Source organism: Mesorhizobium sp. M1027, from assembly GCF_040318745.1.
Classification (GTDB): domain Bacteria; phylum Pseudomonadota; class Alphaproteobacteria; order Rhizobiales; family Rhizobiaceae; genus Mesorhizobium.
The window spans coordinates 298,638-324,716 of the sequence record NZ_JAMYMW010000005.1; the positions used below are offsets into that span (position 1 = coordinate 298,638).

Consider the following 26,079-nt stretch of genomic DNA (forward strand, 5'->3'; position numbering starts at 1 on the left):
CGATCAAAGCCTGTCATCGGGAACGACCATAGGCTGCTGCGAGCACCGGAACAGCTGCGAAGCCTTGGCGTTGTTGGCATCTGGCATCTCGAGCGGACGCTATGAAACCTTCTGATTTTTAAGCCGTTATCGCCGGATGCCCCAAGCTAAATTCAAGCTGAAATCGGTTGATGGCGCCCAATCGCGCGATGCCGAGAAGTCGCGCCAGACGACTGTCGAGGTCGCGTCCGAGGTCGTCGGCAAGCCCGCGCCGCCGCCGGATGTCACCGAACCCGATCCTAAGCTGACACCTGAAGAGGCCGAGCGGGCGCGCAAGAGATATCTGCTTAAGCGCTTCTGGATCAGCGCCCGCGGTTACTGGAGCGGCAGTGGCGACAGGGTCGCCTGGCCGTTGACGATCGGGCTGTTGGTCCTGATCGTCGCCAATGTCGGCTTCCAGTATGGGATCAATGTCTGGAATCGCGCAATTTTCGACGCCATTGAGCAACGCAATGCCCACACCGTATATTGGCTGAGCGCCGTATTCCTGCCACTCGTGCTCGGAAGCGCCAGCCTTGTGGTGGCACAAGTCTTCTTTCGCATGAAGATACAGCGCCGCTGGCGTTCCTGGCTCACCACGGCGGTCATCGCGCGTTGGCTGGCAAGCGGCCGCTACTATCAGCTGAACCTCGTCGGCGGCGACCACAGCAACCCCGAAGCCCGCATCGCCGAGGATTTGCGGATTGCCACCGAATCGCCGGTCGATTTCATTGCCGGTGTCATCGTCGCATTTCTGTCGGCCTCGACCTTCATCGTGGTGCTGTGGACGATCGGCGGCGCCCTGACCCTGACGATTGCAGGTTCGACCGTCACCATTCCCGGCTTCCTGGTCATCACCGCAGTGCTCTATGCCGCGATCACGTCCACTTCGATGGCGGTCATCGGCCGCCATTTCGTCCACCTCTCCGGAGAAAAAAATCAGGCGGAAGCCGAGTTCCGCTACTCGCTGACGCGCGTGCGGGAAAACGGCGAGAGTATCGCATTGCTCGGCGGCGAGGAGGAGGAGCGCAGCGGCATGGACAAGACATTCGCCCATGTGCTCAGGCAATGGGCGCTCCTTGCAGGCCAGCACATGCGCACGGCATTGGTGTCCCAAGGGTCGAGCCTGTTTGCGCCTGTCGTGCCGGTTTTGCTTTGCGCTCCAAAGTTCCTCGAAGGCAGCATGACACTTGGGCAGGTCATGCAGGCTGCCTCGGCCTTTGCCATCGTGCAGGGCGCGTTCGGGTGGCTGGTCGACAACTATCCCCGTCTCGCCGATTGGAATGCCTCTGCACGGCGCATCGCCTCGCTGATGATGTCGCTCGACGGGCTCGAGCGGGCGGAACAGAGCAACACGCTGGGACGCATAAAGCGCGGCGAGACCGGCAGCGATGCGATGCTCAGCCTGAACAATCTATCCGTGTCGCTCGACGACGGCACCGCCGTGGTCAAGGAAACCGAGGTCGTGATCGAACCAGGCGAGCGGGTGCTCGTCGCCGGCGAATCCGGCTCGGGCAAGAGTACACTGGTGCGGGCCATCGCCGGTCTGTGGCCATGGGGTAGCGGCAGCGTCAACATCCGCGCCGACAGACGGCTGTTCATGTTGCCGCAACGGCCTTACATCCCGACCGGGACCCTTCGCCGCGCTGTCGCCTATCCAGGCGCCGCCGACAGCTGGACGCTGGATAAGATCAAGGCTGCGCTCGACAAGGTGGGACTCGACTACCTCAACGACAGGATTGAGGAGGACGCCCCATGGGACCAGACCTTGTCGGGTGGCGAAAAGCAGCGCCTCGCCTTCGCGCGTCTTCTGCTGCACCGCCCCGATATCATCGTGCTGGACGAGGCAACGTCGGCACTCGATGAGAAGAGCCAGGACAACATGATGCAGATGATCATTCGCGAATTGCCGAAGGTCACCATCATAAGCGTAGCGCATCGCGCCGAGCTGGAAGCTTTCCACAGCCGCAAGATCACATTGGAGCGGCACAAGGGCGGCGCAAAACTCGTCAGCGATATCGAACTCGTCCCGCGCAAGGACAGACGGAACTTGCTCATGCGCCTTCTGAGGCAACGGCGCGCCAACGGAAAGCCAGCGTGACCTTGAGCAAAGCGGCGCGGCCCTACCCAAAAAGTGAGGCCGCCGGTCGGACTAGGCGGATCTCCGGTTCGAGTCACTGCCCGCATCTGGTCCTGAAAGCACCAGCCGTGGTACCTTGGTTCCGGGCAGTTGCTGTCGGAACATCGATGGCACGAGCGCATTTCCATGCCCGGTGCAACGCCGAGGCCAGCTGTGAAAAACCCGGGTTGATTTTCAAAAGCCCAGATTGATTTCGAAAGCAAAGGGACCAGCAATGACAATCGCCAAGAATACGATCTGCCTTTGGTACGACAAGGACGCCGAGGCTGCGGCCCGCTTCTATGCCGAGACTTTTCCTGACAGCTCGGTGAAATCCGTCCACCGCGCTCCCAGCGACTACCCGTCCGGCAAGGCGGGCGACGTGCTGACGGTCGAGTTCACGGTGGCCGGCATCCCCTGTCTCGGCCTCAATGGCGGCCCCGCGTTCAAACACAACGAAGCCTTCTCCTTCCAGATCGCCACCGACGATCAGCAGGAGACCGATCGCTATTGGAACGCCATAGTCGGCAATGGCGGCCAGGAAAGTGCGTGCGGCTGGTGCAAGGACAAATGGGGCATCTCCTGGCAAATCACGCCGCGCGTGCTGACCGAAGCGATGGCCGCCGGCGGCGATGAAGCAAAGCGCGCATTCGAAGCGATGATGGAGATGAAGAAGATGGACGTTGCGGCGATCGAGGCGGCGCGGCGCGGCTGACAGTTCGGGGTTAGCCCGACGCGAAAAGATCAGGGCAGAGCGGCCGGAAATGCTGCCGGCCCACCTCCAGACAGGCGTGCGATGGTGTTGAACTGCGCTGAGTTTTACGACGCCGAACTGCGGCGGCACAACGAGGTATTCAGGGCTGCGGTCAAGGCGGGAACGCGCGATTGCGTGCTCGATATCGGATGCGGTTCGGGACAATCCTCTCGTGATGCCGCCCGTGTCGCGGTGGAAGGCAGCGTGCTCGGCGTGGACGTATCGGCGCGGATGCTCGAGATCGCCCGGAGCCGTAGCGCCGAAGAAGGATTGCGAAACGTCGCCTTCGAGCGCGGCGATGCGCAATTGCTGGTATTTCCGCCTGCCGGCTTCGATCTGTGCATCAGTCGCTTTGGTGTGATGTTCTTTGCCGATCCGGCGGCGGCGTTCGCCAATATCGGCCGGGCGATGCGACCGGGGGCGCGTCTTGTGTGGATGGTATGGCAGGGCCAGGACCGCAACGAGTGGGCGACTGCCATTCAGCGGGCGATTGCGCCGGGGTCCGCCATATCGGTGGGCGCCGCCACCCCATTTTCACTTGGCGACCCCGCCATCACCGCGGAGATCTTGCGTGCATCCGGCTTTGTTTCGGTCGACTTTGCCGAAGTGCGTGAGCCGGTCTTCTACGGCCAGGACGTCGATGCGGCCTATGACGCTTTGCTTGGCCTGCAACTGGTCAAGGATCCGCTCGCCCGCGCGGATATGGATGTCGACGCGGCGCTACGGCGGTTGCGCGATCTGCTCGACGCGCACTTGACCGCGGACGGTGTGCTTTTCGACTCGCGTGCCTGGATCATCACCGCAGTTCGCGCGAGCCGACAGTCACCGGGCGATTGACCCGTAGACGATCCTTTTCTCTGGGCCTTCCCGTCAGTCCATTTGCGGCGTGACTTCTGAAAGCAGCCAATCCCTGAAAGCCTTGACCTTGCGCTGACGGATCGCCTCCGGCGGGTAGACGAGATAGAAGCTGGAAGGGGATTTCAGGGCGTGGCCGAAGGGGCGGACAAGCCGCCCGGCGGCGAGGTCCGCCGCAACCAGCATGGTCCGACCCAGCACCACCCCCTCGCCTTGTGCGGCCGACTCCATGGCAAAGGTGGCAGAGTCGAAGGTAATCCCGCTCTGCGGGTCCACGCCCTCGACCCCGGCGCTCGCCAGCCAGGTCGCCCAGTCGATCGGAAAGCTGTCACGGATCAGCGTGTGGTGTCTGAGGTCCTGAGGCGTGCGGAGCGGATGCGCACCCTCAAGAAGCTTTGGGCTGCACACTGGAAACACCTCCTCGCCGGTGAGGAACTCCGACGTGAGCCCCGGATAGTTTCCGCTGCCATAACGGACGGCGACATCGATGCCGTCGCCGAGGAAGTTGGTCAGCTTCCCGCTCGTCGAAACCCGCACATCGATGTCGCCATGCGCACGGTGAAAGCGGTAGAGGCGTGGCACCAGCCATCTCCCCGCGAAGCCATCGGAGGTGCTGACGTTCAGTGTCGAGCTCGAATAGCGGGCCGTTGCCGCAGCAGTGGCGGCGGCCAACTGGTCGAGCACCTCGCGCACCGCCCGCGCATAGGGCTCGCCGACGGCGGTCAGGCTCACCGAACGCGTACCGCGCTCGAACAACTGCACACCGAGCTGATCCTCAAGGTTCTTGATCGCCCGGCTGATCGCACCGTGGGTGACATGAAGTTCCTCTGCCGCCTTGGAGAAACTCAACAGGCGCGCCGCAGCTTCGAAGCTCGGCAAGGTGGTGAGGGGAGGCAGCTTCCGGGGCATGGATCGATACCTATGTGTGAGCGATGCTCACACATTGTCGCCGATAAGTCGTTTGTCGTCCAGGCCGGAGAACGGCATGTTTGCTCGCGTAATCAGTCATTCGCCGCCGCTGCAAAAAGCGATTTGATGTGACTGATACTCTCGCTGACGAAAGTCGCGGGGCAACTGCTGAAACCAAAACTGCCGCCACTCTGGGAGAGCACCATGAATGCCAAACGAGTTGAACCCATCGTCGACGTCCTGACTGGCATGGCCGGCCGCATCCTCGCCTCGAGCAGCCGGCGCCGGACCGAGCGCCAGATTGCACGCTTCTCGACCCGCCGGCTCGAAGACCTCGGGTTTGCCCGCGACTGGGACGGCTCGGTCTATCGGCCGTCGGATCACCGCTAAGCCTGAATGAAAGCAACAGCGGACAGGCCGTTCGCCAAAGATCGCTGCCGCAAGGAATTAACGGAGAACGGACATGGCCACCATCCACCCATTCCTCTGGTTCAATACCGACGCCAAGGAGGCCCGCGATTTCTATCTCTCGGTCTTCAGGAACAGCAAAGCGCTCCAGACGCTCGAATACACCGACTGGGTGTCCGGAACCAACAAGACGGTCCCGCATGCCACCTTCGATTTCGAGCTCGAGGGTCTGCACCTTACAGCGCTCAATGCCGGGCCGCAGCCGCCTTTCAACGAGCGGCTCTCACTCTACATCGAGACCAGGGACCAGGCCGAGACCGACTACTACTATGAGGCGCTCACCGCCGGCGGCGGCAGGGAACAACCGTGCGGCTGGCTCACCGACAAGTTCGGCGTCTACTGGCAGGTCATCCCGGAAATCCTGCCGCGGCTCAGTGCCGACCCGGATCGCGAAAAGGTCAACCGCGTCCGGCAGGCGATGTACGGGATGCGCAAGATCATCATCGCCGACCTCGAAGCCGCCTACGACGGCAAAGCTTGACCCTCACCGAAATCGCAAACGAATGGAGACCTCCCATGACATCGCTCGTGGACAGGAAAGTCATCGTCATCGGCGGCAGCTCCGGCATCGGTCTCGGCGTCGCGAAAGCTGCTCTCAATTGCGGAGCGAAGGTCGTGATCGTCAGCCGGTCGCCCGCGAAACTGCAGGCGGCCGAACGGACGCTCAATGCGGGGCACGTGACCAGCTTGGTTGCCGATATGACCGACGAAGCGGACGTCGCTCGCCTGTTCGAGGAGATCGGTCCCTTCGACCACCTGGTATCGACCGCCGGAACACTGCCGCCCGGCGATCCTATCGGCAGTACCGACATGGAAGCTGTGCGAGGCTTCGTCGATAACAAGCTGATTGGGGCCGTCATGCTCTCCAAGCACGCTGTGCGCACCCTGAAGGCCGGTGGCTCCATGACCTTCACCTCGGGTATCAACAAGGATCGGCCACCGGTGCCGGGAGGCTCAGTCGTCTCCGCGATTGCCGGCTCATTCAGCTACTTCGCCCGCGCCCTGGCGCTCGAACTGGCCCCGACGCGCGTCAATGTCGTGTCGCCCGGATGGGTCGACACACCCATGTGGGATATCGTTGGAGAAGCCAAATCCAGCTTCTTTGCCGACATGGCTGCCCGGTTGCCATCGAGAAAAATTCCGACCGCCGCGGACGTCGCCGCCGCCTATGTCTACCTCATGGAAAGCGAGTTCACGACCGGCGAGACAATCCGCATCGATGGCGGCCATAACCTGATCTAGCCGCCATTTGCACGCTGCCTGAATGGCTAGAGCCGGTATGACTGCTAGACCGGCGCACTCCTGCCGAAGGCGACGAACGCCGGCGGATCATGCCGGCGTAGCCCAATCGGGGTTTACATCGGCAGCCAGGTCCCTAGTTTTAGCGTTTCGCGCCGCGCACCCGAGTGCGTGGATGATTGAGGACGGGACCGTGAGCTCTGGCCGGCCCCCCGAAACTTTCAAAGGATGGCTATCATGACACAGGCCAAGAATGGCGACACCGTGCGCATCAATTACAATGGCCGCCTGGCTGACGGCACTCAGTTCGATTCTTCCGGCAACGAACCGCTGCAATTCACGTTGGGTGAAGGACAAGTGATCGCCGGTCTCGAAACCCATGTCGAGGGTATGGAGGTGGGCGCGAAAAGCACCGTCACCATTCCCGCCGACGCCGCCTATGGCCCCCACCGCCCCGAAGCGGTCATGACCGTCGACCGCGCCCGCGTACCAGACAACATCAACGTCGATCTCGGCACTCGATTGCAGGTCAGAACCCCAGAGGGGCGCCCGATGCCGCTAACAGTCGTCGGCGTGGACGACACCAGCGTCAAGCTCGACGGCAATCATCCTTTGGCGGGACGGGATCTGGTGTTCGACGTTGAACTGGTCGAGATCGTTCAGGCGGCGTAGGGCACGGCAAAGCGCGTAACGGCCATGATTTTCGGGTGACGCATTTCGACCGGCGGTTCCGGCGGTGCGTCGCCTGTCGGAGGCAAAGACCGCGGCGGCGGAAATCGTGTAGCGTGCAGCAACCCATAGAGACATTCGGCATCTGGAATGTCCAATTCAATGTCGCAGTCTCGAGGACCTGTGGAAGACCTCGCTTGACAGCCGACTTCTCGTGACCGCAAAGTCTCGTGATGCGGGCGATTGGTTGGAATAGAATTGCGCGTGCCGGGGCAATGGTGCTGATGATCGGCACAAATGTTCCTGGGCCGGCGCGTTCCGACTCGCTCCTTCTCACAAGCCCGTCCCAGCCAGCCAATGTCGGCGATGCGATGCTGGCGGCTGCCAATTATCATGATTCCGGCGACTATGATCGCGACCTTGCCGCTGTGGCGAAGCAGGCAGGCGACTGGGTCGTCAACCGCGCAATGGAGGTGCCTCGCCCCGCACTGGTGCTCGACATCGACGAGACGGCGTTGGCCAACTGGGAAGTGATCACACGTGACAATTTCGGCCGCCCGATCGGCGGCGCCTGCGACATCGCAATCGACGGTCCCTGTGGCTGGGCCGCCTGGGACCAGCTTGCGAAGGATCCGGCCATTGACCCGGTGCTGGAGGTCTTCCGGCAGGCGCAAACGGCGAAAGTCGCGGTGTTCTTCATCACCGGACGTCCGGAGGACCAGCGTCAGGCAACCGAACAGAACCTGCAGTCGGCCGGCTATGCCGGCTACGAGCACCTTTACATGGTCCAGCCTGGGGCCAAATACGGCTCCGCCGCAGATTTCAAGGCACCCATAAGGGCCGAAATCGAAAAGGCCGGCTACACGATAATTGCCAATGTCGGTGACCAGCCATCCGACCTGTTCGGCGGGCATGCCGAGAAGCTGTTCCTGCTGCCAAATCCGTTCTACCGGGTTCGCTGACGGCCGGAACGGCACAAGCCCGGATCCTCGGCTCCTTGCCGAGCACCTGCTAAGGTATCAAGACAACCTTGCCGGTCGCGCCGCGCTCCTCCAGCAGGCGGTGTGCATGGCTGGCCTGGTCGAGCGGGAAGCGGCCACCTTTGGTCACCACAAGCTGACCACCAGCGGCCAGACCGAAAAGTTCCAAAAGGCCGTCACGGAGCCCGTCCGTAGACAGCAACGGCAGCAGGGCAAAACCCCTCAGCGACTGGTTGCGGCCGATCATCGCCTCCATCTGCGGGGCGCCGAGCGCGTACCTGCCAAGTGCGGCAAACACCAGCTCTCCACAAGGCGCAAGGGCCTCGAGCGCGGCCGCCGTAAGCGGGCCGCCGACGATGTCGTAGATGGTGTCGACGCCAGCGCCACCTGTCGCTGCCCGGACGTGCTCCGGCCAATCCGTGTTGCTGTAGTCGACGGCGGCATCGGCTCCCAGCGACAAAGCAAGATCGAGCTTGGCCTTGCTGCCGGCTGCCGCGATGACACGGCTCGCGCCGGCGCGCTTGGCAAGCTGGACGAGCAAGGAACCGACGCCACCCGCGGCAGCGGCGACCAGCACCGATTTGCCGGCCGGCCGGCTTTGCCGCGATAGATGCAGCGCCGTCAGCCCTTGCACCATCAATGCCGTCGCGTCTTCGAACGAGAGCGCATCGGGCAGCGGCACGGCCAGGCTTGCGTCGATCGTCACATACTCGGCACAGCCGCCAAACGGCTGGCTCGAGGCGAACAACGGCGCAGCGACGCGCATGCCGAGCAAGGAAGCCTCCACCCCATGCCCAAGCGCCTCCACGATCCCGGCGGCCTCGACACCAGGGATCATCGGCAGCTGCGGCGTCACCGCATAGCGATCCGCGCGCATCAGCACTTCGAAGAAATTCACGCCGGCCGCATGAACGCGGACCAGGACCTCGCCGGCTTGCGGCTCGGGCTTCGGCACCGCGACTATGTCGAGAACGTCGGGCTCGCCGAAACGGTTCAGTTGAATGGCTCTCATCGCAGGCACCGATCGTTATTGGCATCGGCCGCTGTTTGCCACTATCTGCCTGGCTTCGACTACACACCGATTTGTCCGCTGCTGACCGGGAGGTGACCATGACCAAGCTGATCAAGAGGCTGCCGATGCTGCCGGCAGAGCGCGCGCTGAAAGTGATTTCGGGCCGCTGGAAGGCCGTCATCCTGTACCATCTCTTCGACAGGCCCCGGCGGCTGTCGGCGCTGCAGGCGCTGATGCCCGGCATTACCCAGAAAGTGCTGATCCAGCAGCTTCGCGAAATGGAAGAGCACGGCCTCGTCCGCCGCGAGATCTTTGCCGAGATCCCCTCGCGCGTCGAGTATTCGGCGACGCGGCTCGGCCTCAGCCTCGAGCCGATCCTGCTGGCACTTTGCCAGTGGGGCCAGCATCACGCCGACGAGTTGAATGAGATGGACCGCCTTGCCGATTGCATCATCAGGCCACGGCAAGCGCAGGACGCCCATGCCGTGTGAAACAAAAGGGGCGGCGCATGCGCCGCCCCAATGCTTGGGAGAATTAATCCTTGGGAGGACTGTTCGAACCTATGCTCAGGCCGCCTTGACTTCCTCGGCGACGGCATCGGCCTGACGCGCCGTCTTCAGCACCCTGGCCCACCATGCAATGTCGTTGACCAGCGCGGTTGCCGCCTGGTTGAGGTGCTCGAACTCGTCGAGCTTCTTGTCGCCTTGCTTGACCGCAAGGAAATCGGCCCAGGAGATGTGTACGGCGGACTTCACCGGCGCCATCTGCAACTCGACCGCATGCAGCCTCAGCTGCTCGACCGCGCGCGCGCCACCGACGCTGCCATACCCGACGAAGCCGGCCGGCTTCTTGTTCCACTCGTTGGCGGCGTAGTCGATGGCGTTCTTCAGAACGGCCGTCGGGCCATGATTGTATTCGGCGGCGGTGAAGATGAAGCCGTCGAATCCGGCGACCTTCTTTTGCCAGCGCTGCGCCACTTCGTTCTGCGACGGCGCCCAGGCGGAGGATGCGACCTCATCGAAGAACGGCAGCGGGAAATCGCGCAGGTCGACGACTTCGACGTCGATATCGGCATGCGACTTGGCGATCCTGGCAATCCATTGGGCCGGCACGTCGGCAAAGCGCGCGGCGCGGGTCGAACCAATGACGATGGCGATTTTGGGTTTTGACATAGAGGGGCTCTCCTTACAGCAATACTGGTATCGTTTAGATACCTGAGCTATATGAGTAACTGGCCGCTCAATGTGCAAGGAGGCACTTTTTTGTTACCAAGGCACCCGTACCGCACCGAGGACTGCCGCGCCGTCTCGGAAATCCTGCAGCGCGTCGGTGACAAATGGACTGTGCTCGTCGTTGGCAAACTCGGCAACGGGCCGCTGCGTTTCAACGAGCTGCGCGGCGCGGTCGGCGGCATTTCGCAAAAGATGCTGACCACCACCTTGCGCGGGCTCGAGCGCGACGGCTTCGTCACCCGCACCGTATTCCCGACCATCCCGCCGCGGGTCGACTACGAATTGACCGATCTTGGCTACGAGCTGCTGGTGCCGGTCGATGCGCTCGGCGAATGGGCACGCAAGAACACCGAGCGCGTCAAGGCCGCGCGAGAAAAATTCGACGCCATGCACAGCTGAACCCTTGCGCTGTAAGGGTTTGAACCTGTCGGGGAGCCTCCGGACGAGCCCTACTGCTGTAACTGCATCTTGCTCTTCGGCAGCTTCTCGATCCGGTTCCATTTCGGGTTGGGACTGACCACCTTGCCGCCAATCGTGCAGGTCGTGGTCGTCTCCTTGCGGCAATTGCTCACCGTCGTGCCGCTGGTGTCGCATTTCGTTGCCGAGCAGATCTCGCACTTGGCCGCCTGCCCGTTGATGGTGCGGTTTTCCGACGTGCAGGTGGCGCCTGGATCGCCTTTCTTGACCTCGGCAAAAGCGCTTGCGGAGGACAGGCAGAGCAAGGCTGCAAAGGCACCCGCCAGGGCAGCGTTCAGCAGGTATTGACGCATTGTCTTTCCTCCCAATATCCCGTGGGTCGCGCTACAGGCGCGCATGCGGGAACCCGTTAGCCAAAGACCACGCGGGATCGCTGTCCGCATCCCCCGCGCGGGAGAGACTGCTGTCTAAATCCGTCTTCTGGAATCAGGCCGGGTCAGCCTTCGGCCGGAACCGCCTTCGGCTTGCCTTCGCCGTCCAGCGCCACCATGACGAAGTCGGCATGGGTGACCTTCTCCATCAGGTCGGAGAGATAGCGCTGCGCCCAGGCCTCGACCTTGAGGGTCATCGAGGTGCGGCCGACGCGCTCGACATGCGTATAGATGCACAGCGTGTCGCCGATCTTCATCGGTTTGGCGAAGGACATTTCCTTCACCGCCGCCGTCACCACGCGGCCCTTGGCGCGCTCGGCGGCGCGGATGCCGCAGGCGAGATCCATCTGCGCCATCACCCAGCCGCCAAAAATGTCGCCTGCCGCATTGGCGTCCGAAGGCATAGCCAGCGTCCTGAGCGTCAGATCGCCGATCGGCCGCCCGTCCGCGTAGTGCACCATTTGGCCAATCCTCTCGAACCGATCGCCCAGACCCCGTACCGTCGCGGCACGGACAGGTCAACGTCATTGAATGGTGTCGCGGCCTGAAGTTCGGGTATCGGTCGACAGTGTTGAAAGGATGCTGTGCGCAGCTAGACGAGCCCAACCAGTAGGATTGCATTCTATGGCCGAGGTGAGAAGGCTGGCGCGCCCGATGGCGCGACAGAACCAAGCCCTCGCCGATAGGCGTGCTTCACAAAGCGGGCCAGGGTGTCGGGACGTAGGCATAGGCGTTGCCGTCGCGGATGACATGACCGATGCCTGGAAAGGGCAGGTGCATACCCGCGACGAGCAGGCCATCCGCCGACACCATGTCGAGCACCTTCTTGCGTGTGGCGATTGCGGCCTCCTGGTCCACGTCGAAGGCGATTGCCCATTCCGGATGCACAAATTGCAGTGCGGAGGCGTGGATGACGTCAGTCAGGAGCAGCAGGTTGGCATCACCAGAGCCAATTCGAAGCGCGAGATGCCCCGGCGTGTGTCCAGGCGCAGGCAACGCCCTGATCCCGGGCGCGATCTCGACTTCGCCTTCGATCTTCCGGACCTTGCCATGGTAAGGCACCAGCGATTTGCGCGCTATTTCGAAGTACGGCTTCATCTGGTCGGGCGCCTTGGACCGGATCCCGTCATCGTGCCAGAAAGCGAATTCCGGCGCGGCAACCACGACCTCTGCTGCCGGGAAGGCGGCCGTGCCGCCAATACCGACAAGGCCGTTGGCATGGTCGGGATGGAGGTGGGTGATGATTACCGTGTCGATTTCTTCCGGCCTGACGCCGGCGGCGGCGAGCGCCTCTGGTATATGTCCCAGTATGGCCCCCATCGCCGATGCCGTGCCGGTATCGATCAGCACCCGTCTGTCGCCTTTGGTGACAAGGTAGGCGTTGACCGAGGTCGGGAGTGGTTTTGGCAGGAATGCCTTTGCCAGCAGCGCTTCGGCGGCAGCGGTATCTGCGGAAGGGAAGAGTTCGAGGCCGAGATTGAGATAGCCGTCGCTCAGTGCTGTGATCTCGAGGTCGCCGAGCATGAACCTGTGGGCGCTCGCAAGCGAAGCCGGAGACGGGGCGGCGGTAGCCGCAGCGTTGCTCCCAAAGAGGCTGATCGGGGGAAGTAGCAGGGCGCCGGCACTAAAGGTGCCGATGCCGAACGTTCGACGGTTGATATTCATGGTCTTGTCTTTCGAATTGCAGCTGAAAGCTGGGCGCAGGCTACAGGATCGCCGCCAGGGCGGATGCCGACCGCTCGGACCCCTCCATGGAAGTGGAAGAGCGGGTCGGCGCGGTTCAACGGCGAACTCCTGCGGCATCAATAATGCGCCTCATAAACAGCGGGAATAGCGATGGGATGCAGTTAACTGCTGCAGATTAGGCAGCAATCAATTTTCTGCGCCGGGCCGGAGAACGGCGGGGATGCTGAGCGAAATCCCCTTTTCGAACATCACCCGCGTGGACTGCAATCTATGATGCGGTAGCGCGCAGCGCAGGCTAGACTGGGCAACATCGATAGCGGATGACGGCTGACATCAAGCTTACCTTTCGCCCACTGACGCCCGATCTGTGGCCCGCGCTCGAGGACCTGTTCGGTGACAGCGCCGTCTGCAGTCGTTGTTGGTGTATGTACGGGCGGATCGGTCGTTCTTATCGAAAGCGATCCAGTGAGGAAAACAAGGCAGCGTTCCGGCAAGCCGTCCAGCATGGTCCGCCTCCAGGTTTGCTTGCTTTCGACAGCGATGTGGCTGTCGGCTGGTGCCAGGTGACGCCGCGAGATGCTCTGCCCTGGCTCGATCGGCTATGGCAGCTCAAGCGCGTGGATGACAGGCCGGTCTGGTCCCTGTCCTGCCTCTACGTGCGAAAACAATACCGCCGGCGGGGCGTAACATCCCAGCTGATTGCACAGGCCCTGGAAGTCGCAAGGCACGCAAATGCTCCGGCGCTCGAAGCCTATCCTTTCGATGCCGACGTATCGCCGAGCGCTTCCGGCAGCGGATATGCCTCCACCTTCGCGCGCGCCGGGTTCAGGGTGATCGCACGCAGGACGCCCGCCCGCCCGATCATGCGCTATGATTTCAGGCAGATTGCCGATCATCGCCTGTGATGCTCGGACGGGTTGGTGGAGGAACAATTGGCTTTAGCGCTCAATCGAATTGTTCTCTACGCCAAGAACCTGGAAGCGACAGTCGCCTTCTACGAAAAGCATTTCGGTTTCAAAGCGCATCGAGAGGACGGCGACCGTATTGTCGAATTGGTCAGTCCAGCCGGAGGCACACGCCTGATGCTCGACCAGGCTGGCAAAGGACAGCGGTCGGGACAATCGACCGTTAAACTGGTTTTCGATGTCGAGGACGTCCAGGCGTTTTCTGCGCAATGCGCCAGGGACGGCCTGCTATTCGGCGCCCTGCATGAGGCGGGCGGCTATGTTTTCGCCAACGCCCATGCCCATGCGATAACACGATTTCAATTTCCAGCCGCGCCTTCCGCAAAGCAGTCGCGTCATAGCGTGAGCAACGCGCGCCAGTCGCTTTTTTCACAAGCGATGCCGGAAGCTCCGGTGATGGCGGCGGTCCGCGGCGTCTAGGCTGGGCGAAATTCAGGGCCATCTTTATCCACCATGCAAACCTATGACTTCATCATTGTCGGTTCCGGCTCGGCCGGCTCGGTTCTGGCCGAAAGGCTGTCGGCTTCGGGCCGCTTCTCGGTGCTGGTGCTTGAGGCCGGCGGCAGCGACCGCCGCTTCTACGTGCAGATGCCGCTCGGCTACGGCAAGACCTTCTTCGATCCGGCAGTCAACTGGAACTACAAGGCCGAGCCGGACCCGGGTCTCGCCGGCAATGTCGACCACTGGCCGCGCGGCAAGCTGCTCGGCGGTTCGAGCTCGATCAACGCCATGCTCTGGATCAGGGGCGCGCGCGAGGATTTCGACGCCTGGCGGGACGCCGGCAATCCCGGCTGGGGCTTCGACGACCTGCTGCCCGCCTTCAAGGCGCTGGAGGATAACCAGGCCGGCGCCGACCAATGGCGCGGCGTCGGCGGGCCGCTGCATATCACCGACTGCTCGACCTCCGTCCATCCGCTCACCAAACGCTATCTCGCGGCCGCCAATCAAGCCGGCCTGCCGCTCAACCCGGATTTCAACGGCGCCTCGCAGGAAGGCGTCGGCGTCTACCAGATCACCACCAGGAACGGCCGCCGCATGTCGGCGGCGCGCGCCTTCCTGCGCCCGGCGATGAAGCGCAAAAATGTCCGCGTCGAGATCAACGCGCTGGCGACCAAAATCCTTTTTGAGGGCAAGCGCGCCATCGGTGTCGAGTATCTCCAGAATGGCGCCACGAAAACCGCCCGCGCCGGGCGCGAGATCATCCTGTCGGGGGGGTCGGTCAATTCGCCCCAACTTCTCCAGCTCTCCGGCATCGGCCCGTCGGCGCTGCTTGGCGCGCTCGGCATTCCTGTCGTTCACGCCAACGAGAATGTCGGGGCAAACCTGCAGGACCACGTCGGCATCAACTACACCTTCAAGGGCAGGCTGCCGACGCTCAACCAGATCCTGCGCCCGTGGTGGGGCAAGCTGCTGGTCGGCATGCAATACGTGTTTTTGCGCTCAGGCCCGCTGTCGCTGTCGATGAACAATGCCGGCGGCTTCTTCCGCACCGATCCGGCGGCGACGAGGCCCAACATGCAGCTCTATTTCCAAGCCTTCTCGACCGTCATTCCGAAGAGCGGCGAGCGGCCGATCCTGACGCCCGATCCGTGGCCCGGCTTTTCCATCGGGCTGTCCAACTGCCGTCCGTCGAGCCGCGGTGAAATCATGATCCGCTCCGCCAATCCGCGCGATTATCCCAAAATCGTCGCCAACGCCTTTTCGACCGAGGCGGATGTCGCTGAAATGCTGGCGGCGGTGAAATTCGTCCGGAAGATCGCCTCGATGCCCGCAATCGCCGAGATCATCGAGGAGGAGGTTTTGCCCGGTCCCTCGATCACCTCCGACGCGGACCTCATCCAGGATTTCAGGAAGCGCTCGGGCACCGTCTATCATCCGGTCTCGACCTGCCGCATGGGGCCGGACGCGGCGCACGCCGTCGTCGATCCGCGCCTCAAGGTACACGGCATCCAGGCGTTGCGCGTCATCGACGCCTCGATCTTTCCCGACAACATCACCGGCAACACCAACGCCGCCGCGATCATGACCGGATGGAAGGGCGCCGAACTGGTTCTGGAGGATCAGAAATGAAAATCACCGACGTCAAGACCTGGGTGGTCGGCAATCCGCCGCCCGGCATCGGCGGCAAGTATTTCATCTTCGTCAAGCTCACCACCGATGGCGGCATCGTCGGCTATGGCGAAGCTTACAACGCTACCTTCTCGGCCCATGTCACCGCAAAAATGGTCGAGGACATGGCAGAGCGCTATCTCGTCGGCCGCGATCCGCACGACGTCGAAAACTTCTTCCGCCGCGCCTATTCGTCAGGCTTCACCCAGCGCCCCGACGTGTCGGGCATGGGCTGTTTCTCGGCGCTCGAAATCGCCTGCTGGGACATCATCGGCAAGGAGGCCGGCAAGCCGGTCTACAAGCTGCTTGGTGGCCAGGTGCACGAAACGCTGCGTTCCTATACCTACCTCTACCCGCACAGCGGCAGCGTCCACTCCGAGGACGCCCGCGGCAAGAACGTCTACAACGACCCCGATCTGGCCGCCGCCTGCGCGCTCGAATATGTCGAGCAGGGTTTTAACGCGGTCAAGCTCGACCCGGCCGGCCCCTACACCGCCTTCGACGGCCACCAGCCGCGCCTCGTCGACATCGACCTCTCCGCCCGGATGGTCAAGGCGATCCGCGAGGCGGTCGGCACCCGCGCCGATATCCTGTTCGGCACGCACGGCCAGTTCACAGCTTCGGGGGCGCTGCGCATGGCCCGCGCCATCGAGCCTTATGACCCGCTGTGGTTCGAGGAGCCGGTGCCGCCCGACATGCCCGAGGTGATGGCGCAGGTCGCCCGTGCGACCTCGATCCCGATAGCCACCGGCGAGCGGCTGACGACCAAGTTCGAATTCGCGCGTGTGATCGAGAACCGCGCGGCGACCATTCTGCAGCCGGACCTTGGCCGCTCCGGCGGCATTCTCGAAACCAAGAAGATCGCCGCCATGGCCGAAGCCTATCACATCCAGATCGCGCCGCACTGCTATTGCGGGCCGATCGTCGGCGCCGCCAACATCCAGCTCGCGGTGACGCTGCCCAACTTCCTCATTCTGGAATCGCTGAAGCAGTGGGGCGGATTTCACGAGAAGCTGCTCAAGAAGAAGATCGAATGGCAGGACGGCAATGTCATCCCGTCGAAGGAGCCCGGCCTCGGCGTCGAACTCGATGAAGCCGTTTGCGAAGCGCATCCCTGGACCGGCAAGGACCTGCATTTGCAGATGATGCAGACACCGCTGATGCCGTGAGCGCCAGCCTGATCCGCAACGGCTTTTGCCGTCGCCGTCTACGACCGCGGCCCGGCGCCTGGTTCCTCGGCACAGAGGATTTGACGGGTCGCTTGCGTTGACGGACCGCATGCCTTGGTGATTAGCGCAAACGCCCATCGCTTCGTCATCCTGGGGCGGAGCAAGGAGCGAAGCGACGCGGCGCAGACCCCGGGATCCATGCCGCGACTTCAGAGCGCTGCTGCGGTGCAAAATTCTGCTCCGCTGCACTCTTTGATCAAGGTTACGGCATGGATCCCAGGGTCTCCGCGACGGAGCTTCGCTCCTGCTTCGCCCTGGGATGACGAAGTTGGGGGGGATTCGGCCAATCTCCAGGGTTTGCGATTTACCACCGACAGGAACGACCGACGTTCGCTGCCGATGGGCCGCCACCTGCCAAAATCACTGTTTCAAGGAATTGGTCGACCATGATCGTCAGGCTTCTGGAAGATGCGATCGGAACCGATCTTCGCGCGCCCGGTTTCCCGGCCAAGTTCGAGGCCTGACATCAGGCAATTGTCACGCGATTTCAGCACATTGGCCGGATCGCCGGAATCACCGCCGAAAGAACTTGAATCAATCCCTCAATGCCTTGATTCAATATCTTAGCGTCAAGGCGCCGGGCAGGATCTCGAAGGTCGCCGGTATGCGACCCGGCGATTCGCCGTCTATGTCGATCAGGGCGGCGTTCTTTTGCACATCGCCGATCGGCTCGACAACCACTTTCTTGCCGCGCAGGATGGTGATCGCCGGATGGTTGCGGTGCCGCCCGCCATAGAGCAGGCGGATGTCCCAGATCAGCTTCAGCTTGCCGGCGGCGCGCAGAATGACGATGTCAAACTCGCCGTCGTTAAGCTCGGCATCGGGCGCGATCATCATGCCGCCGCCGAAGAATTTGCCGTTGGCCACCGCCACCAGTGCCATGCGCGCCTCGACCGGGGCACCGTCGTCGATGGTGATCGCAACGTCCTGGAAGCGGTAGCGGAGGAACTCCCAGACCGTGCGCCAATAGAACAACGCCTTGGCCGAAACCTTGCCCTTGCGCTTGTCGGCGTTGACGGCACGGTCGGTGACGCCGGAGAGCCCGAGGCTGGCGATGTTGATGAAATGGCGGCTGGCCAGCGCGCCGTGGTCGTCGACATAGCTGATGCACCCGGCATCGACCTTGCGCCCTTTGGCCTCGGCAATCCGCTTCAGTGTCAGGTCGACATTGTTCGACAGGCCGAGCCCGCGCGCGAAGTCGATGCCGGCGCCGCACGGCAGCAGCCCAAGCTCGGCCGTCCGGCCGCTTTCTCGGAAAGCTTTCAGCAGCCCGTCGGCGACCTCGCTGGCGGTGCCGTCGCCGCCGGCCGCGATCACCAGCTCGAAGCCGATGGCGGCAAGGTCGAGCGCCAGCCGTTCGGCATCGCCCTCGGCCTGCGTTTCACGCAGCTCGAAATCGCCGAAATGTCTTTTCAGCGACGCCGCAACCTCGGGCCAATGCCGCTTGAGCCTGCCGCCGCCGGCGATCGGATTGAGAACCACCGCGACCTTCAAGCCCGCCTCCCCAAGGCCATCGAACACGCCTTCCAATCATTTGCCGGCATTGAAGCCCGCGCCGGCCCGCGGGGCAAGATCGAATGTCCGACAATGCGGTTTCGGCTTCGAGGCGGCAAAATCCCGACCGGCGGCGGCAGAGATCGGAAAGTCGCTGTTTTGGCAGGGTCAGTCCCCGATAATCCCGCTATCCACAGGCATGCGGCAGTTCCGCCAAACACTTATCCGACATACATTAAACCCATCTCAGGCGGCTACCGATCGCCACGCCGAAAGGCAAAGCGGAACGGCGGATTTCCTGAGGCCCGTACGGCCCTGAACGAGAACAGGCTTGCCTGTTGGAGGGATGGAAGCCGAGACCTACGGGGCCGCGGAAAGCGTGCGAACGCCGACGGCGGACCGATGCTGCCATGAAGGACGGCAAAAACCTTCGATGGCGCGCCGGGCAAAGCTCGCAAGAGTGGAGACCGGCGTGGTCCGGAACGGACGCTACCCTCGGGTGGCGACTGGCAGGACCGTCAAAATCAAGGCCGGCATGGCGCGACACCTTTCGGGAGTTGCTGCCGCGACCGTGTCCTGATCTGACAGGGAGGCGCTGGGAGAAATCCCGGCGCCGACTGTCCTTGTGGCCCCGCCGGACGATTTTGCCGGCGACGCTTCACCCTGCGCCAAAATCAGCTACTATCCACTTGCCGTCGGGGGCCGCTTAAAAGGGCTGACGGCAGGGGGACATTTCATGACGCTCATCCAGAAGCTTGCTGTTGCCTATGCTTTCCTGTTCTTCGGCGTTGTTGCCATCGGCTATGTGCCGGCCTTCAACGATGCCGGCGGCAATCTGTTCGGCCTGTTCTCGCTGCAATGGTATGATGATTTGCTGCACGCCTTCTCCGGCGTCTGGGCGCTGGCGGCCGCCTTCATCTCGCACCGCCAGGCGGTGTTCTATTTCAAGCTGTTCGGCTCGGTCTATCTGTTCGACGGCGTGCTCGGCCTGGTCACCGGTTCCGGTTGCCTCGATGGCGGCATTTTCATCAACGGCTTCCGCTCCTTGAACGACATCGAATTCCCGGCCCGCTTCTTCGCCAACCTGCCGCACATCGTCATCGGCGGCTTCGCCGTCTATGTCGGGTTCTGGCTGTCGAAACGTGTGTACGACCATTTCGCCACGGCCTGACCGGCCATGTTCCTGTTCCGCTGGCTGAAGCGCATCATCAAGGCGATCCTCTGGCTCGTCGTCATTGTCGTGTTGATCCCGATTGCCGGGCTGGCCTACGGCTTTCTCACGACGCCGTCGCTGGACACAACGCCATTGCCGGGCATCGCTGAGGGTGCCCCGCCGAAGGCGCTGGCCGACAAGGTCCGTGCCGAGATCCCCGGCTACCAGCGGCCGGAGGAATCGACCTTTCTTACTTATCCGGAATGGGCCATCGTCTACGCCGCCCGCGAATATGCCGGCTTCGTCGACAAGAACCAGCCGAGCGGTTTTCCCTATCTCTCCTATATCGGCCGCTTCTGGCAGGACTATGCGATGGTCATCCGCGCCAGCTCCACCTACAAGTTCAACCTCGACAACCACCAGATGCTGGTGATCATCGGCACCAGCCACACGATCGAGCACGCCATCCAGTGGGCCTATGAAAATACGGTCGGCCGCGTCACCGAAGCGACCGCCGGCAAGCGCACCGCCGTCGACATCTACCAGGCCAAGGTGGCGGCGGACTATGCCGGTTTTCTCGACCAGGTGCCGTGGTACCAGTTTCCCTGTGCCGAAAAGCGTGCCGGCCTGTTCGCCGTCCAGCCGGCAGCGGACGACAGCGCTGTCCGTACCAGCGAACGCAAGCTCGCCTTCGGCCTCGCCGACACCATCAAGCAAGGCTACGCCGATCTGATCAAGTCGGCGCTCGCCGCCACCACCGATCCGGCCTTGCTCGACATTCACGTCTGGGCCAAGGGTCCGGTCAGCGAGGTGACGCGCAACGAGCCCGACACCTTGCTGGAGCGCGATCTCGGCGCCGACGGCACGGTCTTCGTCACCAGGCGCTATCAGGTGTTCACCGACATGATTCCGCGCCTGATCGGCAAGGGCGTCTCCTTCGTCGAGATCGGCGGCAATGACGAGATCATGGTCACCATGCTTTCCAACGACGAAATCAAGGTTCCCGAAGGTGCACGCACCTTGTTCAGCTACCCGCTTCCGGCGGAACCTTCGACGCGACGCACCGGCCTGACCGTCGCCGTGCGCAAGCTGCACATCGTGCTGCCGGCGTTGATGACGGCGGGCGCCAGGCTCGAGCACGTCTACGATTACTGAGGCCTTTCGGCCACAGCCGGCCCCGGCAAGACGTTGCGTGATGCTCCGCCACGCTCATTCCACAATCGCGGCCAAATCCCGCCTTGTTCCGCAACGATTGATGACGCCGCAGCAATTTGTCCTGCGCACATGGGCCAGGCAACTCGGAGGGACAAGACCGTGATCAAGACCGCCCTTGTCGCCATGACCATCGTCGGCTGCGATTGCGACGCCAGGCTTTGCGAGTATATCGGCGAGACGCCCGCCAAATGGTCGACCATCGCCGAATGCGAAGCGGCGATGAAAAGCCAGATGCTGCACGAGCGCAATTTTGACTATCCGCTGGTCTCCGGCATCTGCCGGACACAGGACTCGTCTTCGTCATCGCAGCTCGCGGCGACCGCTTCGGAGCCCGAATTGACGACGGCCAGCACGGCCGCGACAAACCCGTTGCCACCGGAGCTGAGACATCGGCCCAGTGCTGCCGTCGGAACGCAGGCAACGGCGACGGAAACGAAAGCCGTCCGGCCGGTCGCCTATGAAGCGGCGGTCGATGGCGGCCGCGCCGTGCTCTACCGCACGAAGGCGGGTTACGCCGTTGTCAAGACCGATCTCGGCCGCGCCGCAGCGGCAACGATCGGCATCGCCAAGCGCTCGGCGAACTGGCTGGCGGCAAAACTGCCTGACGGTCTGTAACCGACGCTCAGGCCGTGCCGATCAATACCTTGATGGCGCGATAAAAAGTCGACGAAAACAGCTCACCCGGATCGTATTGCCGCTTCTTCGCCAGGAAGGACGGCAGTTCCGGATAGGACGCAAGCAGCTCCTTGCCCGTGTAATGGAGCTGGTAGGGCAGGAAGAAACGCCCGCCATGCTTGATCGTCACATCGATCAGCGCCCTTGTCAGCGCCCGCATCCTGGCATTGCCGTCGGCGTCGGTCGTCTGATTGATGTAGAGCACCAGCGAATAGGCCGGCTCCGGCGCATAATTCAGCGCCACATCCTCTTTGTGGACGACGCGCACCGACGCGTTGAGCACCGGCAGGCTCTGGTTGCGCAGGATCTCGCGCGCTTCGGCGATAAACGGGTTATAGGCGGCGCGCGGGATGAAATACTCGTGCAGGATGTCGGTCTCATCGAGCAGATCGTTGAACAGATAGGGCACTGAATCATGCATCGGGTTGTTGCGGGTGACGAGGCAGGCCTCGCCTTCGGCCATTGCCGTCGTGCGCGCCACCGTGCAGCTCTCGAATTGCGGCTCCAGCGTCTTTTCGGTGAACCATTTCAGTTCCTGGAACAGGCTTCCCCATTTCGCCAGGTTGATGATCACCCGTTTGAGCCCGACTGAACCCGGTTCGCCGATTGCCGGCTGGTCGGCCGGCGGCTGGTTGGCCACCTTGTCATAGCGGTAGACGATCATATCCTCGAGGAAATTACCCGGCGCTGTCGACAGGTGCCCATAAAACAGACCGATCGCCCTGTTTGGCTCCAGCACCTCGGCGAAAAACCTTGGAAAGTCGTCCGATTTGATGATCTCGCGCGAGGTCCGGTAGACGTCGTTGTCGACAATGTCGAGCGTCGCCTCCAGCACCACGCCGAACAGGCCGTAGCCGCCGACGACGTGGCGGAACAGCTCGGTGTTTTCGGTCGGTGAGCAGGTTGTCACCGAACCGTCCGCCAGCATCACCCGCATCGATCGAATCGAGCCGGCGACCGAGCCGGCCTGGTGGTCCATGCCATGCGCGTTGACCGACAGCGAGCCGCCGACCGAAAAGATGTCGGTCGATTGCATCGCCTTCACCGCAAAGCGCGGGTGCAAAAGGTTCTGGATATCGTGCCAGCGCGCGCCCGGCTGCAAGGTCATCGTCTTCGCAGTCGGGTCGACGCTGACCTTGTTGAATTTGCGCATGTCGAGGACCAGTGCGTTGTCGTCGAAGGCGTGTCCGCCCATCGAATGGCGCACAGCCGCGACCGAGACCTTCAGGCCATTGGTGCGGGCAAAGGCCAGCGCGCTCGCAATGTGGCCTTCCTCGCTGACTTCGACAACGCCGTAGACCGGCGTCATCGACAGGCCGCTGGCATCGTTGATGTCGCCGCCCTTGGTCAGCCATGGCAGCGACGGATCGTAGGCTGGCGGGCCCTCCAGCGGCTTCTGCGCCAGATCGATGCCGTCAATGTCGTCGATGCGCCCGGAATTCTTCTGCCCCGACGGACCGCGCGCCAGCCGCGCCACTGTCGTCCCGCCCCAGACCATCGCGCCGCCGACCACCGTCGCACCAAGCAGCAGCCGCCGCGACAGGCGAAACCCCTTGCGTTCTTCGACCATGATACCCCTCGCTGCCTAGGGATAGCGCGGGTTTCCGGCAAAAACCAGAGCCGGAGTGCGTAGCAGAACTAGCGGCAGTTGCGGCATCAGGAGCATTTTCTTATGGTTGCAACTAAGGTATGCTTCGCGCTATGATTGAAGATCGAACGGATCCATGATGATGCTGACCATTGTATGGGCGCCCATTCCATGAAGCTCGTGTCCCGCGCGATACTGTCCCTGATGCTAGAGCTTGCTCCGATATGCGCCGAGGCTCACGACTCCAGTCAGGGTGACGACAGCGTCGTCGCAGTCGCGCCTGACGATCCAGATATGGCGGCGGCGACTGCACAGGCACGTGCCACCCTGGATGCATTCCTGGCATTATCCCAGACACCGCCACCTGGAACGGACACATTCAAACTGAAGGTGATGATCAAGGACGGACATGTGACCGAACACTTCTGGGTCATCCCGTTCCAGCGGAACGAAACCGGATTCGTGGGGATATTGGCGAATGAGCCACATAGTGTCCACAACGTCGTGGCTGGCCAGTATGTCGAATTCAACCGAGACGATATTTCCGACTGGGGATATACCAAAAACGGTCACCAGGTTGGCAGTTTCACCGTCTGTGTGATGTTCAAGTCGATGCCGAAGGAAGAAGTCGACTACATGCGTAGCCAACGCGGCTTCGATTGCTGACCGCCCAGCCGGACTACCTCGCCTCCTCGTCCTTCGCCCCGATCTTGCGCACCAAAGCCGCCGTCGCCAGCATCGCGCCCATATCGGCGATCATCGGCGCGACATGCCTGGTGTAGTCGAGGCGCGTGGAGACATCCGGCAGCTCGAAGAAATTCCGTTCCTGCGGCAGCAGGAGGAAGCCGTCGCTGCCGTTGAGCGCGACGCGTGCCGGATCGTTCGGCCGGGTCTCGCCGAGCCATTGCAGCGCCTGCGCCAGCCGGCCGGTCACCAGCGGCCGCGCCGCCTCGATATTGTCGGTGCGGAACTCATAGGCGGCGTCGAGTTCGGGTACGCCGCTGGATAGTTCCTGCATCCTGCTGCCGAAGATGCCGCGGAGAAAGCCGACGACCTTGTTGGTCCGGCGCGCGGCCACCAATGTGCCGGGGAACGGCACGATCGTCTCGAAGGCGACGATCACGCCCTTGAACACTGCCGTCGTGCTCTTGCCCGTCCCTTCCCGTAGATCTGCTTCGTACAGTTCGAATGGAAACCCTTCATAGCGGCCGGAGAAAACATCGTCGAAAGACTGTCGGTTGAACGAACCAACCGTCTCACGCGGCAGCCGGTCGAACGAATTCGGCTTGACGTTGTTCCGATACCGCATGTCCTCGATGAAACCGAAGATGGTCGGCAACAGCGTGCTGCGAAACGACTGCTGCAATTTGCTCGCTGGCTTGATCGCCCGGAAATAGAGCAAGATCGCTGCCAGGAGTCCGCCGACATAGAGGAACACATGCGGGGTCGAGACCCACTGCTCGTTCGGGTCGGCAACCCCGTTGAAGAGCCAGGCCACAAACACCACGAACGCCAGCACCAGCCCGATGAAAAGTGGGACCCGCAAGCGCGTCCGGCGATGGGCCGAAGCTCTTTCGGCCTCATAGGCCTCGATGTTCTTCCTGAGGCCGGCGATCACCGCTTCGCTCGGCATGAAATCCGCAGTTTCCATCACCCACCGCCGCCACAAGCCTGCCCGCGTTGGGCATGATAAACGGTTTGGTGGACCGCGTCAGCGCAGCCGTCAGCGCCCGGCACTGAAGATCGCATCGAGGCGGTCCAGAACCCTTTGCCTTGATTTTCCCTTCAACATTTCAACCCGCACCAGCCGCTCGTGATCGCCGGCGCGCAGCCGCATGAAGGCATGCAGCCGGTAGGCGGCAATGGCGCCGCGCGTGCCGGAATCGGCGCTGATGTCGACGACGAAAATGGCGCCGATGCGGCCAGGCCAAGGCTGGCGCGCGAAGGCGGTGCCGAAGAAATCGCCGAGTCCATAGGCGACGAGCGTCTTGCCGATCCGCTCGATCGGCTGCACGACATGAGCATGATGTCCGGCGACCAGGCCGACGCCGTGTTCGGCCAGAAGCCGCGCCAGTGCCCGCGTCCTCGCACGTGGAAAATGCCGGAATTCCCAATCCCAATGCGGCACCGCGCAGAGGAGGTCGACACCCGAAGCGGCATCGCGCGGCCATTGCGCCGGATTGCTTTCCATCGAGACACGGCCCGCGAACTGAGCCGCGTCGGCATTGCGCCACAAGGTAAAGGCGGCAAGGCCTATTGTCAGCGTTCCAACCGCAAACCGCTCGACTGGAGCCGCAGCGCCGATCGTGCGGATGCCTAATTGATCCAGCGCGGCGACACTCTCGTCGAAGCCGATGATGCCCTGGTCGAGCACGTGGTTGTTGGCCAGCGACAGCACCAGTTTTTCGCGCGAAATGCCGGCAGCGGCCAGTGCCTCGGCAAGAAACCGCTCGCTCATCGCGTGGTGCGTGCCAAACCTCGTACCCAAAACAGCGCTCGGCCGTTCCACCACCGGGCTTTCGCAATTGCCGACCACCAGATCGGCCGAGGCAAGCAGTGCCGCAATCGCCGGATCGCAGTCCGGCGGGCTGCGATTGGCCACCGCCGAGATATCGCCGACGAAAGCCAGCCGCACCGTGCGCGCCGGCGGCGGGTCGAGCAGGGCTGCGGCCGCCGGAGCAAAGCCGCGCGCGTCGCCATTGAGCGAAGGCCGGAGGAAGCGTGGCAGCCAGGACAGTTTGTAGGAAAGCGGATAATTCGACACGCGACGGCCCAATGGTTTGCCTTGTGTAGACCGCCAGCCGGATTGATTGAAGCGCTGACTGTTGTCGTTGAACCACAGGGCTACAGGCGCGCGAACCA

27 protein-coding genes and 1 pseudogene are annotated in these 26,079 nt (G+C 62.7%); 18 read left to right on the forward strand and 10 right to left on the reverse strand.

Features of this window, described 5'->3' with window-relative positions; all coding sequences use genetic code 11:
* The first annotated feature begins 136 nt into the window (after nt 1-136).
* The 3 genes from NKH50_RS12380 to NKH50_RS12390 all read left to right on the forward strand — a co-directional run bounded on the left by NKH50_RS12380 (nt 137) and on the right by NKH50_RS12390 (nt 3,728).
* Nucleotides 137-2,119, forward strand: coding sequence for an ABC transporter ATP-binding protein/permease (locus NKH50_RS12380; protein WP_352878970.1), 1,983 nt, complete (start codon nt 137-139; stop codon nt 2,117-2,119).
* A gap of 259 nt (nt 2,120-2,378) precedes the next feature.
* Nucleotides 2,379-2,852 carry a VOC family protein gene (locus NKH50_RS12385; protein ID WP_352879134.1) on the forward strand — a complete coding sequence of 158 codons (474 nt, stop codon included), beginning with the start codon at nt 2,379-2,381 and terminating at the stop codon, nt 2,850-2,852.
* A gap of 81 nt (nt 2,853-2,933) precedes the next feature.
* The gene (locus NKH50_RS12390) at nt 2,934-3,728 is read left to right on the forward strand and encodes a class I SAM-dependent methyltransferase (RefSeq protein ID WP_352878973.1); all 795 of its coding nucleotides are present in this window, start codon (nt 2,934-2,936) and stop codon (nt 3,726-3,728) included.
* Nucleotides 3,729-3,761: 33 nt separating this feature from the next.
* Here the strand turns inward: NKH50_RS12390 and NKH50_RS12395 are convergent, their stop codons facing one another.
* The gene (locus NKH50_RS12395) at nt 3,762-4,655 is read right to left on the reverse strand and encodes a transcriptional regulator GcvA (protein ID WP_352506712.1); all 894 of its coding nucleotides are present in this window, start codon (nt 4,653-4,655) and stop codon (nt 3,762-3,764) included.
* Nucleotides 4,656-4,859: 204 nt separating this feature from the next.
* Here NKH50_RS12395 and NKH50_RS12400 point away from each other — a divergent pair, with 204 nt between their 5' ends.
* From NKH50_RS12400 to NKH50_RS12420, 5 genes are all read left to right on the forward strand, one after another.
* Nucleotides 4,860-5,045: a DUF1127 domain-containing protein gene (locus tag NKH50_RS12400; protein WP_254819235.1), complete on the forward strand. Its 186-nt coding sequence runs from the start codon at nt 4,860-4,862 to the stop codon at nt 5,043-5,045.
* Nucleotides 5,046-5,118: 73 nt separating this feature from the next.
* A complete protein-coding gene (locus NKH50_RS12405; protein ID WP_352878976.1) occupies nt 5,119-5,604 on the forward strand; it encodes a VOC family protein in 486 nt (161 codons plus the stop codon).
* 35 nt (nt 5,605-5,639) lie between these two features.
* Nucleotides 5,640-6,365 (forward strand): SDR family oxidoreductase, encoded by a 726-nt coding sequence (locus tag NKH50_RS12410; RefSeq protein ID WP_352878979.1) that lies wholly within the window; start codon nt 5,640-5,642, stop codon nt 6,363-6,365.
* A gap of 234 nt (nt 6,366-6,599) precedes the next feature.
* Nucleotides 6,600-7,034: an FKBP-type peptidyl-prolyl cis-trans isomerase gene (locus NKH50_RS12415; protein WP_352878982.1), complete on the forward strand. Its 435-nt coding sequence runs from the start codon at nt 6,600-6,602 to the stop codon at nt 7,032-7,034.
* A gap of 281 nt (nt 7,035-7,315) precedes the next feature.
* Entirely contained in the window at nt 7,316-7,993 is a 678-nt protein-coding gene (locus tag NKH50_RS12420) for an HAD family acid phosphatase (protein WP_352878985.1), read from the forward strand.
* Nucleotides 7,994-8,042: 49 nt separating this feature from the next.
* Here the strand turns inward: NKH50_RS12420 and NKH50_RS12425 are convergent, their stop codons facing one another.
* Entirely contained in the window at nt 8,043-9,023 is a 981-nt protein-coding gene (locus tag NKH50_RS12425) for a quinone oxidoreductase family protein (RefSeq protein WP_352878987.1), read from the reverse strand.
* Between the two features lie 98 nt (nt 9,024-9,121).
* Between NKH50_RS12425 and NKH50_RS12430 the strand changes: the two genes are divergently transcribed.
* Complete coding sequence (locus tag NKH50_RS12430; protein ID WP_352878989.1) at nt 9,122-9,514, forward strand: winged helix-turn-helix transcriptional regulator; 393 nt, start codon at nt 9,122-9,124, stop codon at nt 9,512-9,514.
* 75 nt (nt 9,515-9,589) lie between these two features.
* Here the strand turns inward: NKH50_RS12430 and NKH50_RS12435 are convergent, their stop codons facing one another.
* Nucleotides 9,590-10,195, reverse strand: coding sequence for an NADPH-dependent FMN reductase (locus NKH50_RS12435; protein WP_352477902.1), 606 nt, complete (start codon nt 10,193-10,195; stop codon nt 9,590-9,592).
* A gap of 90 nt (nt 10,196-10,285) precedes the next feature.
* Here NKH50_RS12435 and NKH50_RS12440 point away from each other — a divergent pair, with 90 nt between their 5' ends.
* Nucleotides 10,286-10,654, forward strand: a complete 369-nt coding sequence (locus tag NKH50_RS12440) for a winged helix-turn-helix transcriptional regulator (protein ID WP_352646534.1) — start codon at nt 10,286-10,288, stop codon at nt 10,652-10,654.
* Between the two features lie 50 nt (nt 10,655-10,704).
* On the opposite strand, the gene NKH50_RS12445 is transcribed toward NKH50_RS12440, so the two are convergent.
* The 3 genes from NKH50_RS12445 to NKH50_RS12455 form a co-directional block, all read right to left on the reverse strand.
* Nucleotides 10,705-11,025, reverse strand: a complete 321-nt coding sequence (locus NKH50_RS12445; RefSeq protein WP_352646535.1) for a hypothetical protein — start codon at nt 11,023-11,025, stop codon at nt 10,705-10,707.
* A 143-nt stretch (nt 11,026-11,168) separates the two neighbouring features.
* Entirely contained in the window at nt 11,169-11,564 is a 396-nt protein-coding gene (locus NKH50_RS12450) for an acyl-CoA thioesterase (RefSeq protein ID WP_023678380.1), read from the reverse strand.
* 232 nt (nt 11,565-11,796) lie between these two features.
* Nucleotides 11,797-12,627, reverse strand: a complete 831-nt coding sequence (locus NKH50_RS12455; protein ID WP_352878993.1) for an MBL fold metallo-hydrolase — start codon at nt 12,625-12,627, stop codon at nt 11,797-11,799.
* A gap of 482 nt (nt 12,628-13,109) precedes the next feature.
* On the opposite strand from NKH50_RS12455, the gene NKH50_RS12460 reads away from it, so the two are divergent.
* The 4 genes and pseudogenes from NKH50_RS12460 (at nt 13,110) to NKH50_RS12475 (ending at nt 17,032) form a co-directional block, all read left to right on the forward strand.
* The gene (locus NKH50_RS12460) at nt 13,110-13,694 is read left to right on the forward strand and encodes a GNAT family N-acetyltransferase (RefSeq protein ID WP_352878996.1); all 585 of its coding nucleotides are present in this window, start codon (nt 13,110-13,112) and stop codon (nt 13,692-13,694) included.
* A gap of 27 nt (nt 13,695-13,721) precedes the next feature.
* A pseudogene (locus NKH50_RS12465) lies at nt 13,722-14,095 on the forward strand (VOC family protein).
* A gap of 112 nt (nt 14,096-14,207) precedes the next feature.
* Nucleotides 14,208-15,824, forward strand: coding sequence for a GMC family oxidoreductase (locus NKH50_RS12470; protein ID WP_352878999.1), 1,617 nt, complete (start codon nt 14,208-14,210; stop codon nt 15,822-15,824).
* The gene (locus NKH50_RS12475) at nt 15,821-17,032 is read left to right on the forward strand and encodes a mandelate racemase/muconate lactonizing enzyme family protein (RefSeq protein ID WP_352506696.1); all 1,212 of its coding nucleotides are present in this window, start codon (nt 15,821-15,823) and stop codon (nt 17,030-17,032) included. Before NKH50_RS12470 ends, NKH50_RS12475 begins: the two co-directional genes overlap by 4 nt.
* Before the next feature lie 615 nt (nt 17,033-17,647).
* On the opposite strand, the gene NKH50_RS12480 is transcribed toward NKH50_RS12475, so the two are convergent.
* Nucleotides 17,648-18,586: a diacylglycerol/lipid kinase family protein gene (locus tag NKH50_RS12480; RefSeq protein WP_352879002.1), complete on the reverse strand. Its 939-nt coding sequence runs from the start codon at nt 18,584-18,586 to the stop codon at nt 17,648-17,650.
* 736 nt (nt 18,587-19,322) lie between these two features.
* On the opposite strand from NKH50_RS12480, the gene NKH50_RS12485 reads away from it, so the two are divergent.
* The 3 genes from NKH50_RS12485 to NKH50_RS12495 all read left to right on the forward strand — a co-directional run bounded on the left by NKH50_RS12485 (nt 19,323) and on the right by NKH50_RS12495 (nt 21,569).
* On the forward strand, nt 19,323-19,757 hold the full coding sequence (locus tag NKH50_RS12485) for a DUF4383 domain-containing protein (RefSeq protein ID WP_023719157.1): 435 nt from the start codon (nt 19,323-19,325) through the stop codon (nt 19,755-19,757).
* 6 nt (nt 19,758-19,763) lie between these two features.
* Nucleotides 19,764-20,894: a hypothetical protein gene (locus NKH50_RS12490; RefSeq protein ID WP_352879004.1), complete on the forward strand. Its 1,131-nt coding sequence runs from the start codon at nt 19,764-19,766 to the stop codon at nt 20,892-20,894.
* Nucleotides 20,895-21,053: 159 nt separating this feature from the next.
* A complete protein-coding gene (locus tag NKH50_RS12495; protein WP_352879007.1) occupies nt 21,054-21,569 on the forward strand; it encodes a hypothetical protein in 516 nt (171 codons plus the stop codon).
* A gap of 7 nt (nt 21,570-21,576) precedes the next feature.
* On the opposite strand, the gene NKH50_RS12500 is transcribed toward NKH50_RS12495, so the two are convergent.
* On the reverse strand, nt 21,577-23,199 hold the full coding sequence (locus NKH50_RS12500; RefSeq protein WP_352879009.1) for an FAD-binding oxidoreductase: 1,623 nt from the start codon (nt 23,197-23,199) through the stop codon (nt 21,577-21,579).
* Between the two features lie 135 nt (nt 23,200-23,334).
* On the opposite strand from NKH50_RS12500, the gene NKH50_RS12505 reads away from it, so the two are divergent.
* Nucleotides 23,335-23,883 carry a YegJ family protein gene (locus tag NKH50_RS12505; RefSeq protein ID WP_352879012.1) on the forward strand — a complete coding sequence of 183 codons (549 nt, stop codon included), beginning with the start codon at nt 23,335-23,337 and terminating at the stop codon, nt 23,881-23,883.
* 13 nt (nt 23,884-23,896) lie between these two features.
* Here NKH50_RS12505 and NKH50_RS12510 read toward each other — a convergent pair whose 3' ends face one another.
* Nucleotides 23,897-24,868 carry a hypothetical protein gene (locus tag NKH50_RS12510; protein WP_352879015.1) on the reverse strand — a complete coding sequence of 324 codons (972 nt, stop codon included), beginning with the start codon at nt 24,866-24,868 and terminating at the stop codon, nt 23,897-23,899.
* 72 nt (nt 24,869-24,940) lie between these two features.
* The gene (locus NKH50_RS12515; protein WP_352879018.1) at nt 24,941-25,981 is read right to left on the reverse strand and encodes a CapA family protein; all 1,041 of its coding nucleotides are present in this window, start codon (nt 25,979-25,981) and stop codon (nt 24,941-24,943) included.
* Between the last annotated feature and the right edge of the window lie 98 nt (nt 25,982-26,079).

Excerpts from the sequence above, each read along its gene's own strand:
- NKH50_RS12380 (WP_352878970.1), top strand. The coding sequence starts at position 137 with ATGCCCCAAGCTAAATTCAAGCTGAAATCGGTTGATGGCGCCCAATCG.
- NKH50_RS12390 (WP_352878973.1), top strand. The coding sequence starts at position 2,934 with ATGGTGTTGAACTGCGCTGAGTTTTACGACGCCGAACTGCGGCGGCAC.
- NKH50_RS12395 (WP_352506712.1), bottom strand. The coding sequence starts at position 4,655 with ATGCCCCGGAAGCTGCCTCCCCTCACCACCTTGCCGAGCTTCGAAGCT.
- NKH50_RS12400 (WP_254819235.1), top strand. The coding sequence starts at position 4,860 with ATGAATGCCAAACGAGTTGAACCCATCGTCGACGTCCTGACTGGCATG.
- NKH50_RS12405 (WP_352878976.1), top strand. The coding sequence starts at position 5,119 with ATGGCCACCATCCACCCATTCCTCTGGTTCAATACCGACGCCAAGGAG.
- NKH50_RS12410 (WP_352878979.1), top strand. The coding sequence starts at position 5,640 with ATGACATCGCTCGTGGACAGGAAAGTCATCGTCATCGGCGGCAGCTCC.
- NKH50_RS12415 (WP_352878982.1), top strand. The coding sequence starts at position 6,600 with ATGACACAGGCCAAGAATGGCGACACCGTGCGCATCAATTACAATGGC.
- NKH50_RS12420 (WP_352878985.1), top strand. The coding sequence starts at position 7,316 with ATGATCGGCACAAATGTTCCTGGGCCGGCGCGTTCCGACTCGCTCCTT.
- NKH50_RS12425 (WP_352878987.1), bottom strand. The coding sequence starts at position 9,023 with ATGAGAGCCATTCAACTGAACCGTTTCGGCGAGCCCGACGTTCTCGAC.
- NKH50_RS12430 (WP_352878989.1), top strand. The coding sequence starts at position 9,122 with ATGACCAAGCTGATCAAGAGGCTGCCGATGCTGCCGGCAGAGCGCGCG.
- NKH50_RS12435 (WP_352477902.1), bottom strand. The coding sequence starts at position 10,195 with ATGTCAAAACCCAAAATCGCCATCGTCATTGGTTCGACCCGCGCCGCG.
- NKH50_RS12445 (WP_352646535.1), bottom strand. The coding sequence starts at position 11,025 with ATGCGTCAATACCTGCTGAACGCTGCCCTGGCGGGTGCCTTTGCAGCC.
- NKH50_RS12450 (WP_023678380.1), bottom strand. The coding sequence starts at position 11,564 with ATGGTGCACTACGCGGACGGGCGGCCGATCGGCGATCTGACGCTCAGG.
- NKH50_RS12455 (WP_352878993.1), bottom strand. The coding sequence starts at position 12,627 with ATGCTCGGCGACCTCGAGATCACAGCACTGAGCGACGGCTATCTCAAT.
- NKH50_RS12460 (WP_352878996.1), top strand. The coding sequence starts at position 13,110 with ATGACGGCTGACATCAAGCTTACCTTTCGCCCACTGACGCCCGATCTG.
- NKH50_RS12470 (WP_352878999.1), top strand. The coding sequence starts at position 14,208 with ATGCAAACCTATGACTTCATCATTGTCGGTTCCGGCTCGGCCGGCTCG.
- NKH50_RS12475 (WP_352506696.1), top strand. The coding sequence starts at position 15,821 with ATGAAAATCACCGACGTCAAGACCTGGGTGGTCGGCAATCCGCCGCCC.
- NKH50_RS12485 (WP_023719157.1), top strand. The coding sequence starts at position 19,323 with ATGACGCTCATCCAGAAGCTTGCTGTTGCCTATGCTTTCCTGTTCTTC.
- NKH50_RS12490 (WP_352879004.1), top strand. The coding sequence starts at position 19,764 with ATGTTCCTGTTCCGCTGGCTGAAGCGCATCATCAAGGCGATCCTCTGG.
- NKH50_RS12500 (WP_352879009.1), bottom strand. The coding sequence starts at position 23,199 with ATGGTCGAAGAACGCAAGGGGTTTCGCCTGTCGCGGCGGCTGCTGCTT.
- NKH50_RS12510 (WP_352879015.1), bottom strand. The coding sequence starts at position 24,868 with ATGGAAACTGCGGATTTCATGCCGAGCGAAGCGGTGATCGCCGGCCTC.